Genomic DNA, 15,620 nt, shown 5'->3' on the forward strand with positions numbered 1-15,620 from the left:
AGGCGCGGCGACTCCCCAACAGTCGGCCCTCGGTTGCTGGCTGAGCGTCGCCCAACCAACTGTTAGCGCAAGTCTCGCAGCCGATCGGTGATGCTGTTCTCTTCACCCGCTCGGCGCTCATACGTGACGGCAATGATGAGAAGCACGGCACCGACGACGGCCAAGGTGATCCACCACGGCATTGACTCGATCCCCCGACCGATCTGCACCAGGAAGACGAGAACGTTCTCAAGCGGAAGCACGATGATTCCGATCAGGAACGGGGCCGCGAGCCGCCGACTCGACCCGATCAGAATGGCGACGAGCGCGATGATGATCACGAGGATCGCCCGCCAGGTCTGTGGGTCGGTGAAGGTCGCCGTGACCGACGCCAGCAGCAGGGTCACGATGCCGGGGGCGAGAAGGGGCCACGAACCGGTCCAGCCCATCGGCCAGGTGTTGATTGCAATGGCACGGGTGCGGTCGGTGTCTGGATGGATGCTAGCGACGGGCATTCGAGCACCGTGCATGACCATGGCGCCAGCCGCCAGCAGGAAGATGCCAAGGGGCAACGAGAACCACTCGACCCGCAGATCTCGTGGACTCCACGCCACAATCGAGGTAACGAAGGCGATCGCAACGATGAACCAGACCGGTGGCAGGCTGGTCGAGTGGGTGCGCAGGTGCCAGGCGATGACGACGACGGTCACTAGGTACGCGAGCATGAGTGACCACATCATCCAGATCGTGAACCAATCGCGCTCGATCGCGCTCCAACTGGCGACCGCGACGTACACGGCGGGCGGCGCATACAACCAACGAGTGCGGGCAAGCCGTGACCCTTCGGTGGCGCTCGAGCGGATCGCGCGCGCCGCGAGGGTAGCAGGCAGCGCGCCCGCCAGCCCGATTCCGAAGCAGACCAGCACGAGAGGCACCCCGCCGGCCATGATGGTGTCGGCACCCAGCCCGAATCTCACGCCCTGGATGGCACCGGCAGCCCCGGCGGCTATCGCCACACCCAGGGTTGGCACCTGCAGCACTCGGAGCAGTCCGGCACTGGCGGACCAGCCCCGGCCCCAGCCGAGCAGTACTCCGAGGCCGAGCAAGAGCCAGGCGGCGGCGATGAGTCCATAGCCACGCCACGCGGCCAGCGCGGCTGTTCCGGTGCCGGAGACCGCCAGAATCACCAGGATCGGTGCGATGGCCACCACGAGACCCATCGCGTAGAGCGGCACCGCGCGGGAACCGCGTGCCGTGAGGATCAGGCCGACAAGCGCTGCGGCCAGGGCCGGCGGCAGCAGGTATGGTTCGAGCGCGCTGATTCCGGCGAGGGCCCACAGACACCAGAGTGCGCCGGTGAATGAGGCGGCGGCGACCCACCAGCCGTAGGGGCGCTTGGCCCAGAATGCTGTTGCTGCCGCGCCGAGCCCGAGGATGACTAGCACGATGAAGGTCGTCGGCAGCCCGGCAGCGACGCGCACGAGTGCCAGCACGACCGCGATCGCCGCGGTCAGAAGTGTGGAGGCCTCAATCGCGATTCGGGCAGCTGCGGCGTCCCGAGCAGCAATCCCCCGCTGGCTCAGCATCCTGCCGATCCGGACGGTGCTGGGAAGCACGATGGCGACAATGGCCGCGATCACCGGCAGTGTCACCGGAGACGCGCTGCCGGGGAGCACCTGCGCGCCGAGGCAAATCACCACGACGGCGAGTGCGGGAACGAGCAGGCCGGCCGCGATCGTGCGGAGCACAATGCCGAGGCCTGCGCGTCGAGTATTCAGCAGGGTTAGTGCCAACAGAAAGATGAGGGCGGTCGAGAGAGCTGTCCAGCCGCTGCGCTCGAAGAGAACCTGCGCAACGCCGATCATGAACGGTACCGACGTCACAACCAGGATCGCGTACCACGCCGGAGGCCCAACCATTCGGAGGAAGGTCGCGGCAATCGCACCGATCGAGCCAAGCGATGTCGTGAGGCAGAGCACGGCGATGGTGCCAAAGCCCAGCTGGTCGAGAGCAATCGCGAAGATGACCAGCGCGTAGGCGTATCCAGCGCCGACGTGCAGAAACCGCATCGTGGTGGGCACTGTTTGCGTGACAACCGCAATGGTGGCGACGATAGCGATGCCAGCCCAGACGGTGACACCATCATCGGCCACCGAGCAGACGATGGCCAGCAACACCGCGAAATGGACGCCCAGCACGAGTGGTGCCCGCATCATCAGGGAGGCATTCCGCAGGCGCGGAACGGCGACGAGCGCACGGCTGGCCAGCACGGCCAAGCCCAGGGCTACCGCGATGCGCGACCAGAGCGGCAAGATGGGCTGACAGGCAAACACTAGCCCGGCCAGGGCGGCGAGCCAGATCGCAATCGAGCCGGTGCACGCTGCCAACTTGGGGGAAGCGCTATCGAGCGCAGCGGCATCCGTTCTGCGGGCGCTACGGCGCCTGGTTATTGCTGAGAATGCGCCGAGTCCGGCGGACATGGCGCCCAGGCCGAGCACAACGGCGAGAAAACCGTGCGGGGGCATGAGGTCGCTCGCGCCGCTGTCTGAGCCGCTGAGGGATGTGAGCACCGTCACAGCCCCGATGAGCACGGCGAGGAGAACGGCCGGAAACACACTCACACCGGCAATGGCGAATGCACCTCCCAGGACTGCTCGCTGGTCGAGGGCGCGCGCTCTCGGAGCACACGCCTGGAGAAGGAGAAGTGCGGCGGCCCCTGCTGCAGGGGCGACGGCCTGGTACCACTCGTGCGCGCCGTGCGCGCCGAGGTCGAGTGCGAACGGCAAGCTGACGGCGGCGGCCATCGCGGCAGCACCGGTGGCGGCGCTCCAGAAAATCGTGGCGATCTGCCGGGTCGCGAGCAGGGCGAGCACGGTAACTCCGGTCAGCACGGCGGTGATCGTCAGCCAGTATTCGGTTGTGGTGGTGAACTCGATGAACCCGAGCTGGGCCAGCAGGATGCCGGTCGCGACGATCTGAATCGCCGCGAGCGTCATCCGTTCGAACCGGAGGCGCCCATCAAACCGCTGCGCCAGAGCGGGTGTGGTTCCGATTAAGGCGAGCGCCGCGAACGCCACTCCGAGGTGACCCAGGGTCGCCAACAGGGTGGTTTGCCCCGCGTAGCCCAGCATCGCCGGAGCGAGAGTGAGCCCGGCGAGCGAGATCCAGAGCCAGCCGCGAATGCGCGCGAGCGTCGACACCCTGACCATGACGCCGCCGCTGACGAGTGTTCCGGCGGCGGCGAGCACCCACGGGCTAACTCCGCTGGGCGCCAGTTCCGAGAACGCGTAGACGTCGAGGGCGACGAAGACCATCCCGAGGCCGCCGACGGCTTCGGCCGAGAATTGCAGCTTGTGGCGGGCCAGCAGCCACGCGCCGCCAAGGAAGAAGATGGTGATCAGCCCGACGATCACGCTGCGCAGGGCGTGATCTTTGAGGTCGGGGTTGAAGAAGGTGAAGACGACCGCGGAGACGGCGAACAGTCCAGCGCCAGCGATGGCCAGCACGGACTGCACCGTCGCGCTCGATCGCGGTCCGGCCGTGATCGCCGCGCTCGCGTCGGGTCGCGCACGCATCCGCTGTACACTCTCTTTCGGCACTACCACGTTGGCTTCGGTCGCCGGAGTGGGGACCGCGACGCGAACGAGCGCCTCTTGCCGTGCAACGAGCGCCGCGGCAGCCACCTCCGAGGTGGCCCAGAGCTCGGCGGCCAGATCGCCAACCAGTTCGGCGCCGCAGTTGCGGCACGGGCTATAGGGCAGCGGGATCCCGCAGACCGGGCACGACTTGCGGTCGAGCAAGTGTCGAATTGCGACGTCGTTCCAGGACTTCACAGTGCGTGGCATGCTCATGCCCCCGTCACCGTGCTCTTTGCTTCCGTGGCGGCCGTATCTTCGGGCACCCACCTAAAAATGTCGCCGGGCTGGCATTCGAGCACGCGGCAGATGGCGTCGAGGGTGGAGAAGCGCACGGCCTTCGCCCGGCCGTTTTTGAGCACGGAGACATTCGCCGGGGTGATGTCGATCGCGGCAGCGAAGTCGGCCACGGACATCTTCTTCTTGGCGAGTTCGACGTCGAGGTTGATCACGATGGGCATCAGACCACTTCCGCCAGGTCGCGTTCAAGTTGGGAAGCCTGCCGGAGGAGCCCTCGCATCACCACGATCATCAACGTGAGTCCCGAGCCGACGACGATTCCGAGCGAGCACAGCATGATGACAGAAGGCGATGCAACACCAACGACCGCCAGGGTGATGAACGATCCGAGAATGAGGAGGGTCGCTAAGCCGACTATGCCGAGGACGATGTTGACATACGTGAACGAATTGTCTCTGAAGAGAATGGATGCCCGCACCAGCGACAGCAGGCGCCAGACGCAGACGAGCGCGACCTGCACGCAGACCACGAACCCCACGGTGACAACGATCCCGGGCGCCTGGAGATAGGCGAGTTGGGGGGATTTTTCGACCATCTGCTGCGCGACCGCGGGGATAACGAAGACCTGGCACGCCAGAAGCAGTGCGATCAGCACGAAGATGAGTGTTTTCAGGGTGACGATCGCCGAGCGATGCATGTGAATCCTATCGTTTATCGGTGTTAATCTATCGATAAACAATATACACACATTCTTGCGAGCGACACGAGCACGGGCATACTCCGCGACCGAAATTCGCCGCCGGGACAGCGTGCGCACGCACAGCCCCTAGGCTTCAGAGATGCCGGATACCGTCGAGGACCCTGTTCACGACGCTGAGCTGGCTGTTTTCGAGCGTAAGTCGTTAGCCCTGGATGCGGCGGCGGCCGGAGGGTTACCGGGCGCGTTCGAATCATTCCGCCTGGGCGGCCTGCGGGCGAGCATCGCAACGGCCGATCAATACGGATTTCTCAACACTGTCGAGGGCCTGAACGAACATTCCGTCGAGCACCTGCCTGAGGTTCTGAACCGATTCGCGAACCGACACCAAATAACCATCATCGCAACATCGCCGTCGCAGACGCTCAACGACCGGATGCTCGACCAGGGTTACGAGCTCGCCCCCGTGCGTCCCATTGCCGTCCTGCGTGTGGGAGCAATCCGCCCGGACGGCGCGGACCGGAACCAGTGGGAGATACGCGAAGTCTCTTCCGCCCCGGATGCAGCACTCTTCGCGGACCTACTCGACGCTGGGTACGCGGCAACGGACAACGTGCGATCGCTGATCCGAACGGAACACGCCCTTCCGATGGTTCGAGCATTCATCCCTTTCCGTAACGGCGAGCCCCTCGCCGCTGCGGCCATGTCCGTGCAAAGTGCCGTCGCGGTGCTCGGCGGGGCGTCCACACTCCCGGCAGCACGAGGCGCTGGAGCCCAAAGCGCCCTCCTCGGGCACCGAATCCGCGTCGCAAGAGCTTTCGGCTGTCCACTGGCTGCGTCCACCGCGGCTCCCAGATCACCGAGCGTTCGAAACCTGGCCAGATTGGGATTCACCATCGTCGAACGCACGGCCTGGCGCGTGAAAAGTACGACCAGCGACGAAGTAAGAGGCTCCTGGTCGCCGGCAGAGCCGTCAGCAACGCGTGGATAGGATCGCGGCTGCGACGAACTCGCGATCAGGGTGCTGCGTCGGTCGCCACAGCGCGGCGAGCAAGCCAGACCACCGAAGCCGCGCCCATGACGGTCAACACCAAAACGACCACGGCCGGGTCCGTGCCTCCGCTCTGCGCGACGGTTCGCCCGACGACAGCGCTCGCCAACGTGGCGGCCACCGCTGTTGCAATAGCCTCGACCAGGATCATCGCCGTGGCGGCGCGCGGCACTGAGACGCCGTCCACGTGCTGCGGCACATCCACGATCTTGTTCAGGGTGTCGAGGTAGGTCAACCCCATTCCGACACCAGCGATCGACCATCCAACCAACACAACCGTGACACGCGGCGCCGTGCCATCGACGAGCAGCGCGACTGCCGTGACGAGCAGGCCGGTGCCGATGAGGGAGCCGCCGACCGCCGCGCGGCGCACGTACGCTCGCGGGCTCCGCGATGGCCATCGGCTCGCGGCGAGCCCCGCAAATGCCCACCCCATCCCACTGCCGGCGAGAACGAGCGCAGCCTGCCCGGTTGTGCCGTGTAGCAGATCTTGAACAATGATCGACATGATCGCCTGGGCGCCGAAGTACACGCCGGTCAGGAGTCCCATGGTCGCAAGCGCGGCCGGACGCCCGACTCGCGCGCAAAGCGTCCCCGACGGGAGCAGCCGACGTGCAGCCACAACCACCGCCGCAACGCCGACAACTCCCACGACGATCCCACCGGACACGGGCAGGCCCCGCAGGCCAACGAGGGATGGCAACGCCACTCCCCCAGCCAGCACGAAGGCGGATCCGAGCGTCAGCCGCTCCCGATCGCCACCGGACTGCATCGACCCCCTCAGCTGCCGTGCTGCGACGATTCGAGCCGCAATTAAGAGCGGAAGGTAGAGAACGAGCGCCCATCGCCAGCTCGACACAGACGTCACCCACGCGGCGTACAGGGGCCCGGCTAGCGAGGCGAGCACCCACATGACGTTGTAGCCGGCCAGCACCGCCCGCCGCCAACCCGCGGGCAGGACCGATACGATCGCCGCCAACGACACCGTTGCCAACGCTCCGGCGCCAAGACCGGAGGCGACCCGACCAATCACAAATACGCCCACGGTAGGAGCCAACGCACTGATGATGCTGCCGATGACCGTAAGCCAACTCAGGTGCAGAAGCAGCTGATCCACTCGGAAGCGCTGCAGCAGATAGGGGCCGAGGGGCATCGTCAGGAACATGGCGATCTGCGCCGATCCGACGATTACTCCGTAGAAGTCCTTCGCGTCGAGGTCGGTCCCGATGACGGGCATGACCGTATTCAGAAGGTAGGCCTGCATGCCTGCCACGAGCTCCAACGCCAGGAGCGCCGCAGCTAAGAGGCCAGCGCGGACGGCGCTCCGCCCAGGTGGACCATTTCGATCACCGGGGACCGGCATGCCTACTGCGCCGCTCGAGGCCGCGCAGACCGAATTTCGAGCGCAATCAACTCGCGGTCGTAGGCCGCTCGCGAATCGTTCTCGCTCAGCAGTACGCGCTCAAGCGCATTCCGCGCCTGGTGTCCATCGATCAGCACTGGAAGCGGGCCGTCCGAATCAGCGGCGGATTGCACCCAATGCAGCAGATTTCTCAGCTGACGCAGCATGAGCATCTTGCGCAATGGGCTTCGATACGTGACGGGCGACATATCGCCGAAAGGCTTCCGTGCCATCACGTTTATCCCCCCCAGATCGATCGTGCCCGCCCTCGCAGGCTACTGCAACCCGGACGTCGCCCGCCGTCTCAACGTGTCACGGACGACCGTGCAATAGCGATCTCGGGTGCGTACTTTCATGCAGCAGGCCGGTGCGGGAGCTTCCAGCACGGCCCTCTCCGGGGACGTGCCGGTTCTCAAAACATTTCTTTGGGTATTCTTTGCCGGATTCGGTCGATTTCGGGCATATAGGCGTGATTTTTCCTCGGGAATGTCGGTGGTCGGGTGTTGAGTTGAATCATGAACATCATGGCGATGGAGCTCACCCGGGCAGTAGCGGCCGTCGCCGCGCTCGGTAGTTCCAGCGCTCAGTTCAGCACTCTGACAGATGCGCAGGTACTCGCCGCTCGCGGTCCGATCGCCGACCTCCTGCGACTGAGCAACACGGCGGCGGCCCTTCTGGCCGGCACGATCGCGCACCGGTCCCGCCCGGAGTTGGGCCAGTCGGGCCTGGCCGCCCGGCACGGGTTTAGCACCCCGACGCTGATGGTGCAAGACGCCACCGGACTGAGCCGTATGGAGGCCGGCCGACTGCTGGCCGTCGGCGTCCTCATGAACGAAACCGAAACCGCGGAACGACGGGCGGAAGAAGCCGTTCGGGAAGCCGAGCGGGTCGCGCAGGCGACCGCCGACGCCCTCGCGGACGCCGAGCGCGCCGCCGAGCTGGACGCCGTTCGAGAGGCGGAGCGCGCGGCGGCGTGGGCGACGCTGCACCCCGACTTGCCGCCACTGCCCGTGGCCGCGCCCCGCCCGGTACTACCCATGGCAACCGTGGGTCCGGTGGAGCCGGTGGTGGTGCCGTGGCAGGCACCGATTCTGCACGCTGTCACCGCCGGCACATTCTCGCCCGGCGTCGGCGACGCCCTGCTGCGAGGTCTGGGCACACTGGATCAGGCCATCACCGCCGAGAAACTCGCCGCCGCTCTCCGAGTGTTGCTGGTCGAGGTACCAGGCATGCACACCGAGCAGGCCTACAAGCGGGCGCGGCGAATGCGCGACGACCTCGACGCCGCAGGCATCAAGGCCAGGGAAAAGCAGGCCCGCGACGACACTACCTGGTCGTTGTGGCGGCGAGCCGACGGCATGGTGACCCTGCACGCCCTGTTGGCACCCGAGCAGGGCGAAATGTGGATGGCAACCTACGACGCCCTGACCAGCCCGCGGCGCGGCGGAGTGCGGTTCGTCGACCCCGAACGCGCCGCTTGGGCACAGCGCGTCAAGGACGACCCGCGCACCCTCGACCAAATCGCCGCGGATTCCTTCACCCAACTGCTCAAACTCGGCGCCGACGCCGACCCGAACACCATGTTCGGCGGACGCCGCCCGGTCGTGCAGATCATCGTCACCGAACCCGACCGCCCCACCACCATTGCTGACCCAGCAGCCGACACAACAGCGGCACCGACAGCCAGCCCGACAGCCGGCTCGATAGCTGGCCCGGCCCGCACTGGCCCGGCCCCTGCGGCTGAAACCACGGAAAGCGGCACGACGCAGAGCGGCACTTCCGGGAGCCGAAGCGCCACATCAGCCTTCGGCTACCTCGAGGGTAACCCCGCTCCGGTGTCCGCGGAGACGATCGACCGGCACCTCTGCGACACCGGCTACCTCGGAATCCTGTTCAGTCAGTCCGGGCAACCCCTCAACGTCGGACGAGACGAACGTCTCTTCAACCGTGAACAACGCCGAGCCCTCGCCGCGCGCGACGGCGGATGCCGCTGGCCCGGCTGCGACCAACCACCATCGTGGACAGAAGCTCACCATATAAAAATGTGGTCTGATCAGGGGACTTCCAACATCAATTTCGCCATCTCACTGTGTGCACACCATCACATGCTGCTGCACAACCGACACTGGACGATCCACCTCCAGAACGACCAGTACTGGCTACAACCCCCGATCGAAATCGACCCCGAACAAACGCTGATCGCCCTACCCAGCAAGAATCCACTCATGGCCGAACACCTCCCGCTCGACCAGCTTCTACCGACGCCCCCCGGGGCAGACACCGCAGACAGCCACCCGTCACGGGATGGCGGTCTCGACCAGCTCGACCAACGGGACGGAGACGACCCCACACCCGGCCGTCCGCACGACGACCGAAACTGAACTTTCACGGTGTCCGGTGCCCGGCATCCTGCCACTGGTGCCGCTGCCAGCCGGGCATGACGCGGGTGGGTGCGGTCTCGTTCCTCGTTCCTCGCGCCTCGACCAGCGCGGTACTGACGGCTACCGAAGAGCTGTTAGAAGCCGAGACGACCGAGCTGCTTCGGGTCGCGCTGCCATTCCTTGGCGATCTTGACCCGAAGTGACAGGAACACGCGCTTGCCGACGAGCGGTTCGATCTGCTTGCGGGCGCGGGTGCCGACATCCTTGAGCCGGCTGCCGGACTTGCCGATGATGATGCCCTTCTGGCTGTCGCGCTCGACAAACAGGTTGGCGTAGATCTCGACCAGTTCTTGGTCATCGCGCTCGATGATGTCGTCGATGGTCACGGCGATGGAGTGCGGCAGCTCGTCGGTGACTCCCTCGAGGGCCGCCTCGCGAATGAACTCCGAAATGCGCGACTCGAGGGTCTCGTCGGTGACGGCATCGGCCGGATAGAGCGGGGCATCAGCGTGCGGCAGCAGGCGCAGCAGCTCGGTGGCCAGGGTGTCGAGCTGGATGCGGCTGGTCGAGGAGATCGGCACAATCGCCTCCCAGTCCCGCAACTGTGAAACTGCCAGCAGCTGGTTGGCAACGTTAGTTTTGGAAGACGCATCGATCTTGGTGACGATGGCGACCTTTTTGGCGCGCGGAAAGGCATCCAGTTGTTCGTTGATGAACTTGTCGCCCGGGCCGATCGGCTCGTTGGCCGGAATGCACAGGCCGATCACGTCGACGCCGGCCAGGGTGGCGGTGACGAGGCTGTTGAGGCGCTCACCGAGCAGGGTGCGCGGGCGGTGGATGCCGGGGGTATCCACCAAAATAAGCTGGCCGTTTTTCTGGTGCACGATGCCGCGAATGGCTCGGCGGGTGGTTTGCGGCTTCGAGGAGGTGATCGCGACCTTCTCCCCCACCAGCGCGTTCGTCAGCGTTGATTTGCCCACGTTGGGGCGTCCGACAAACGAGACGAATCCCGCCCGGTAGTCGGCGGGGTGCGCCTCGATTGCTGCGGTCATGACCGTTCTCCTTCATCATCTGACACTGTTTTTGGGGTACTCGTCGGTACCGTGAGGAATGCGGTCTGTGCATCGATCAGGGCCGCATCGCGCTCCACCAGCACCGTGCTGATGCGCTTGCGGCGGCCTTCGGTGCGCTCTGCGGTGAGGTTCAACCCGCTCACCGAGGCGACCGACCCGGCCACGGGCAACCGTCCGAGGGCTTTGGCCAGCAGACCACCCACTGAGTCGACATCATCGTCGTCGAGTTCGAGGTCGAACAGCTCGCCCAGCTCGTCGACCGGTAAGCGGGCGCTCACCCGAAATTGCCCGTCGCCGAGGTCTTCGACCTCGACCACGTCGCGGTCGTACTCGTCGGAGATATCGCCGACGAGTTCCTCGATCAGGTCTTCGAGGGTGACCAGTCCGGCGATTCCGCCGTACTCGTCGACGACCATGGCGAGGTGGTTGGACTCGAGCTGCATCTGCCGCAGCATGTCGTCGGCCTTCTTCGACTCGGGCACGAAGACGGCCGGCCTGGCCAGGTCGGCCACGGTGAGCTGCAGGGCGTTGATCGGCCGCTCGAACACCAGCCGTGCCACGTCGCGCAGGTACAGGATGCCGGCGACGTCGTCGACCTCACCGTCGAGTACGGGCACGCGGGAGGTGCCACTGCGGAGGAACAGGCCCATGGCCGCGTCGATGGTCGCGTCGGCGTCGATCGTGATCATGTCGGTGCGCGGAATCATGACCTCGCGCACGACCGTCTCACTGAATTCGAAGATGGAGTGGATGAGCTCGCGGTCGTCTTCCTCGATCACGTCGAGCTCGGTGGCCTCGTCGACCATGCTGAGCAGCTGGTCTTCAGACGTGAAGGTGGCGAGTTTGGTGCGCCCGGGCGTGACCCGGTTACCGAGGGCGACGAGGGCGTTGGCTACGGGTCCGAGCAGCACCCGAGCGACGTGTACGAGCAGCGCGGTCGCGGTCAGCAAGTTGACCGGATGCGCGCGGCCGACGCTGCGCGGGCTCGCACCGACTAACACGAACGAGACCGAGGTCATGATGAGCGCGGAGAGCAGTAGGGCCAGCCAGAGGGCGTTGATGGTGGTGGCGAAGACCAGCGTCACCAGCACAGCGGCCGTCGTCTCGGCGGTAATACGAATGAAGTTGATCGCGTTCAGGTGCGCGCCAGTGTCGTCGGCGATGGCCTGGAGCGACCGCTTAGCGCGATGATTCTGCACCAGGCTCGCAATGTCGGCCCGGGACTGGGTCGTGATCGCGGCGTCAACGGCGGCCATGAGCCCGGCGAACACCACCAGGATGATCGCCGCATAAATGAACCACGCAATGAGCATCAGTGGCGTTGTCGTTCCTGCATGGCGAAGCCGATAAGAATGTCGCGTTGAATGCCAAACATCTCCTTTTCTTCGTCGGGTTCGGCGTGGTCGAAGCCGAGCAGGTGCAGCACGCCATGAGTGGTCAGCAGCAGCAGTTCGTCGAGGGTACTATGGCCGGCGGTTTCAGCCTGTTCCTTGGCGACCTGCGGGCAGAGCACGATATCGCCGAGCAGACCAGGCGGGGTCTCCTGCTCCTCGGTTCCGGGGCGAAGTTCATCCATTGGAAAGCTCAGCACGTCGGTGGGGCCGGGCTCGTCCATCCACTGCACGTGCAGTTGCTCCATGGCACCCTCATCGACGAGCACGATGGCGAGTTCGGCGTCGGCGTGCACGTGCATGGTGTCGAGCGCGAAGGCAGCGAGGCGCGCAATCGTGGCCTCATCGACCGGGATGGCCGACTCGTTGTTGATTTCGATGCTCAACTGGAACTCCGTTTCGGGTTGCGACCTGCGGCGCCGGCACGCTGGGGGCCGCGATTAATAAATTCACGCGCTTCGGCGCTCTCCTGGCGAAGGGCCTGCTTCTTTTCGTCGTATTCCGTGTAGGCGTCGACGATGCGCCCGACGAGAGAGTGGCGCACGACGTCGGCGCTGGTCAAATAAGCAAAGTGGATGTCGTCGATCCCGTCGAGCACGCGGGTGACCAGCTTGAGACCGCTCGTGCCTGCCGGCAGGTCGATCTGGGTGACGTCGCCGGTAATGACCATCTTTGACCCGAAGCCGAGGCGGGTCAGGAACATCTTCATCTGTTCCGGCGTGGTGTTCTGGGCTTCGTCGAGCACGACGAAGCTCGCGTTGAGGGTGCGACCGCGCATGTAAGCGAGCGGCGCGACCTCGATAGTGCCGGCGGCGAGCAGCTTGGGAATGAGTTCTGGGTCCAGCATCTCACCGAGCGCGTCATAGAGCGGCCGAAGGTAGGGGTCGATCTTGTCGGTGAGGGTGCCGGGCAGAAAGCCGAGCCGTTCGCCGGCCTCGACGGCCGGACGCGTCAAAATGATGCGCTCGACCTCCTTGTTCTGCAGGGCGCGCACGGCCTTGGCCATGGCGAGGTAGGTTTTTCCGGTTCCGGCCGGGCCAATGCCGAACACGATGGTGTTCTCGTCGATGGCGTCGACGTAGTCCTTCTGGCCGATCGATTTAGCCCGAATACTCTTGTTCCGCGCCGTGAGGATGGGGGCGCCGAGCTGGGCGGAGGGGCTGACGGAGCTGTCGGCGGCGAGCATCCGTGCCGAGGTGGCGACCTCGGTCTCGCCGAGGTCGTGGCCGGTGCGAAGGGCCAGTTGCAGTTCCTCGATCAGCCGGCGCACGGCTTGCACGTCGTCCGTCGAACCGTCGAGGGTGACGTCGTTGCCGCGCACGTGCACGTCAACGTTCGGGTACGCAGCCTCGATGGTGCTCAGGTAGCGGTCTTCAGGGCCGAGCAGGCGCACCATGGCGACACCGTCAACGGTGAAGCGCAGTTCAGAGTTTGCCAAGCGAGTCCTCCCCCAGCGAGTCGGTCAGTTCCGGGCTGCCCAGAACGTGGGCGTGCACGTGGAAGACCGTCTGGCCTGCGGCGGCTCCGGTGTTGAAGACGAGACGGAACTGCCCGTTGGTGCGCTCCGCTGCGATCTGCGCGGCCACGGCCACGAGTTCGGAGAGCAGGGCCGGGTTTCCGGCGGCGAGCTGGGCCACGTTCTGATACTGGGGGTCTTTGGTGGTGACGACGACATGCACCGGAGCTTTCGGGGCGATGTCGAGGAACGCGATGATGTGCTCGGTTTCGGCGACGATCGTCGCTGGAATCTCACGCGCGACGATGCGGCTGAAAATGGACGGCTGGGAACCGGAAGAAGACATGCCTCTATCTTAAGCGGCGCTGCCAGCGCCAGGCACTACCAACGCCAGGCACTACCAACGCCAGGCACTACCAACGCTAGGCGCTACCAGCGGCCGAGCGTCGCGTTGAGGATGGCGAGGGCGGCTGGTCCGGCGGTTGACGTACGCAGCACGGTGTCGCCGAGGCGCACCGCTCTGGCTCCGGCCTGCTCCAGCAGCAGCAGTTCTGCCGGGGAAATGCCGCCCTCTGGTCCGACGACGAGCAGAATGTCGCGGTCGTCGGTGGGCGCGGCCACCTCGGTGAGGCGTCCGGAAGCGGCCGGGTCGAGCAGCAGCATCCGCGTGGTGGCAGCTAGCACGGCCAGTTGCTTGGTACTGGCGAGCGGCGCGACGCCCGGCAGCCAGGCCCGAATGGATTGCTTGCTGGCCTCGCGCACGATGCTGGTCCAGCGTTCGTGACCCTTGGCGATCTTCGGGCCCTCCCACTTGGTGATGGACCGCGCGGCGGCCCACGGAATGACACCGTCGACGCCGAGTTCGGTGGCGGCCTGAATAGCCAGCTCGTCACGGTCGCCCTTGGCCAGGGCCTGCACCAAGCGGATGCGCGGCGTCGCCGCCGCCGTCTCGCTCGCGTCATCCACGCGCAGGGTCAACACCATAGCCTCCGCCGTGAGCACCGCTCCCTCCAGCAGCAACCCGGCCCCATTACCCAGGCGGAGCCGGTCCCCTGGGCGAACCCGGCTCACCGTGACTGCGTGCCGCGCCTCGGCGCCGTCAACGGTCACGACCTGCCCCGGGCGGCACTCTTCCGCCCGGAGCGTTTCCTGCAGGTAGAAATGTGCCACTTTAGCCGAGGAATCGGTCGCGCAGCTTGGCGAACAAACCCTGCTGGTACTGGCTCAGGGTGGGTGCGGGGGCCGAATACCGGGCGGCGAACTGTTCGATCAGGTCGCGTTCCTTGTGGTCGAGTTTGGTTGGCGTGAGAACGTGAATGCCAATCTTGAGGTCGCCACGACCGCTGCCGCGCAGCTTGGTGATACCGCGGTCCTTGATGGTGAGCACCTCTGAGCTCTGCGAACCGGGGCGAATCTCCACCTCGATGTCACCGTCGAGGGCCTTCACTGTGACGCTCGTGCCGAGAATGGCACTGGTCATCGGCACATCGAGCGCGCACATCAGGTCGTCACCGTCTCGGCTGAACACGTCGTGATGGCGAACCTTCATCTCGAGGTAGAGGTCACCGTTCGGGCCGGCGGCCGGGCCGGCCTCGCCGCTGCCAGGCATCTGCAGGCGCAGGCCGGTGTCGACGCCGGCCGGGATGTCGACCGGAACCGTGCGGCGGGCGCGAACGCGGCCCTGGCCGGAGCAGGTCATGCACGGGGTAGCGATGATGGTGCCGTAGCCGCGGCAGGAACCGCACGGGCTCGACGTCATGACGTTGCCGAGCAGGGAACGCACGGCCCGCTGGATACTGCCGGTTCCGTGGCAAATGTCGCAGGTGATCGGTGACGTGCCGGGGGCGCAGCAGGATCCCTTACAGGTGTCGCAGACGATCGCGGTGTCGACCTCGAGGTCGCGGTGCGTGCCGAAAATGACCTCGTCGAGGTCGAGTTCGACCCGAATCAGGGCGTCCTGGCCGCGTTCGCGGCGGGAGCGCGGGCCGCGGCTGCTGCCGCCTCCCCCACCGAAGAAGGTCTCGAAGATGTCGCCGAAGTTGCCGAAGTTCTGCCCGTCGAAGCCGCCGTTCTGACCGCCGCCCTGGTCGTACTTCTGGCGCTGTTTGGCGTCACTGAGCACGTCGTAGGCGTGGGTGATGCTCTTGAACCGTTCCGACGCCTCCGCGCCGGGGTTCACGTCGGGGTGCAGTTCGCGGGCCAGGCGACGGTACGCCTTCTTGATTTGATCTGTGGTTGCGTCGCGGTCAACGCCCAGCGCTTCGTAGTGGTCAGCCAAAGGTGGCTCTCCTTGAGTTTTCTATGATTAATCTGAT

General features: G+C 65.7%; 14 protein-coding genes. 2 read left to right on the top strand and 12 right to left on the bottom strand.

All coding sequences use genetic code 11. The features are described 5' to 3' along the window. Positions 1-62 precede the first annotated feature (62 nt). Genes CJ028_RS03100 through CJ028_RS03110 form a run of 3 tightly spaced genes read right to left on the bottom strand, consistent with a single transcriptional unit; the run spans position 63 to position 4,671 of the window. Complete coding sequence (locus CJ028_RS03100) at positions 63-3,830, bottom strand: SCO7613 C-terminal domain-containing membrane protein (RefSeq protein WP_105033826.1); 3,768 nt, start codon at positions 3,828-3,830, stop codon at positions 63-65. Further along, a complete protein-coding gene (locus CJ028_RS03105; protein WP_105033827.1) occupies positions 3,827-4,075 on the bottom strand; it encodes a helix-turn-helix domain-containing protein in 249 nt (82 codons plus the stop codon). Before CJ028_RS03105 ends, CJ028_RS03100 begins: the two co-directional genes overlap by 4 nt. After that, positions 4,075-4,671, bottom strand: coding sequence for a DUF2975 domain-containing protein (locus CJ028_RS03110; protein ID WP_129590364.1), 597 nt, complete (start codon positions 4,669-4,671; stop codon positions 4,075-4,077). The genes CJ028_RS03105 and CJ028_RS03110 overlap by 1 nt, the downstream gene beginning before the upstream one ends. A gap of 22 nt (positions 4,672-4,693) precedes the next feature. On the opposite strand from CJ028_RS03110, the gene CJ028_RS03115 reads away from it, so the two are divergent. Beyond that, positions 4,694-5,542, top strand: coding sequence for a GNAT family N-acetyltransferase (locus CJ028_RS03115; RefSeq protein WP_105033829.1), 849 nt, complete (start codon positions 4,694-4,696; stop codon positions 5,540-5,542). 25 nt (positions 5,543-5,567) lie between these two features. On the opposite strand, the gene CJ028_RS03120 is transcribed toward CJ028_RS03115, so the two are convergent. Together CJ028_RS03120 and CJ028_RS03125 are read right to left on the bottom strand one after the other, a co-directional pair. Next, positions 5,568-6,965, bottom strand: coding sequence for an MFS transporter (locus CJ028_RS03120; protein ID WP_105033830.1), 1,398 nt, complete (start codon positions 6,963-6,965; stop codon positions 5,568-5,570). Between the two features lie 2 nt (positions 6,966-6,967). Next, positions 6,968-7,186: a hypothetical protein gene (locus tag CJ028_RS03125; RefSeq protein WP_148666432.1), complete on the bottom strand. Its 219-nt coding sequence runs from the start codon at positions 7,184-7,186 to the stop codon at positions 6,968-6,970. A 333-nt stretch (positions 7,187-7,519) separates the two neighbouring features. On the opposite strand from CJ028_RS03125, the gene CJ028_RS03130 reads away from it, so the two are divergent. Beyond that, the gene (locus CJ028_RS03130) at positions 7,520-9,385 is read left to right on the top strand and encodes an HNH endonuclease signature motif containing protein (protein ID WP_105033832.1); all 1,866 of its coding nucleotides are present in this window, start codon (positions 7,520-7,522) and stop codon (positions 9,383-9,385) included. A 134-nt stretch (positions 9,386-9,519) separates the two neighbouring features. On the opposite strand, the gene era is transcribed toward CJ028_RS03130, so the two are convergent. The 7 genes from era to dnaJ all read right to left on the bottom strand — a co-directional run bounded on the left by era (position 9,520) and on the right by dnaJ (position 15,583). Further along, entirely contained in the window at positions 9,520-10,437 is a 918-nt protein-coding gene (gene era, locus CJ028_RS03135) for a GTPase Era (protein ID WP_105033833.1), read from the bottom strand. Further along, positions 10,434-11,771, bottom strand: coding sequence for a hemolysin family protein (locus CJ028_RS03140; RefSeq protein WP_105033834.1), 1,338 nt, complete (start codon positions 11,769-11,771; stop codon positions 10,434-10,436). The genes era and CJ028_RS03140 overlap by 4 nt, the downstream gene beginning before the upstream one ends. Continuing rightward, positions 11,771-12,235 (bottom strand): rRNA maturation RNase YbeY, encoded by a 465-nt coding sequence (gene ybeY, locus CJ028_RS03145; protein ID WP_105033835.1) that lies wholly within the window; start codon positions 12,233-12,235, stop codon positions 11,771-11,773. The genes CJ028_RS03140 and ybeY overlap by 1 nt, the downstream gene beginning before the upstream one ends. Further along, positions 12,232-13,245, bottom strand: a complete 1,014-nt coding sequence (locus CJ028_RS03150) for a PhoH family protein (RefSeq protein ID WP_105034203.1) — start codon at positions 13,243-13,245, stop codon at positions 12,232-12,234. Before CJ028_RS03150 ends, ybeY begins: the two co-directional genes overlap by 4 nt. A gap of 28 nt (positions 13,246-13,273) precedes the next feature. Then, on the bottom strand, positions 13,274-13,651 hold the full coding sequence (locus tag CJ028_RS03155; protein ID WP_105033836.1) for an HIT domain-containing protein: 378 nt from the start codon (positions 13,649-13,651) through the stop codon (positions 13,274-13,276). A gap of 83 nt (positions 13,652-13,734) precedes the next feature. Continuing rightward, the gene (locus CJ028_RS03160; RefSeq protein ID WP_105033837.1) at positions 13,735-14,475 is read right to left on the bottom strand and encodes a 16S rRNA (uracil(1498)-N(3))-methyltransferase; all 741 of its coding nucleotides are present in this window, start codon (positions 14,473-14,475) and stop codon (positions 13,735-13,737) included. A 1-nt stretch (position 14,476) separates the two neighbouring features. Then, on the bottom strand, positions 14,477-15,583 hold the full coding sequence (dnaJ, locus tag CJ028_RS03165; protein WP_105033838.1) for a molecular chaperone DnaJ: 1,107 nt from the start codon (positions 15,581-15,583) through the stop codon (positions 14,477-14,479). Positions 15,584-15,620 lie beyond the last annotated feature (37 nt).

The organism is Cryobacterium aureum, from assembly GCF_002954245.1.
In the GTDB taxonomy this organism is placed as follows: domain Bacteria; phylum Actinomycetota; class Actinomycetes; order Actinomycetales; family Microbacteriaceae; genus Cryobacterium; species Cryobacterium aureum.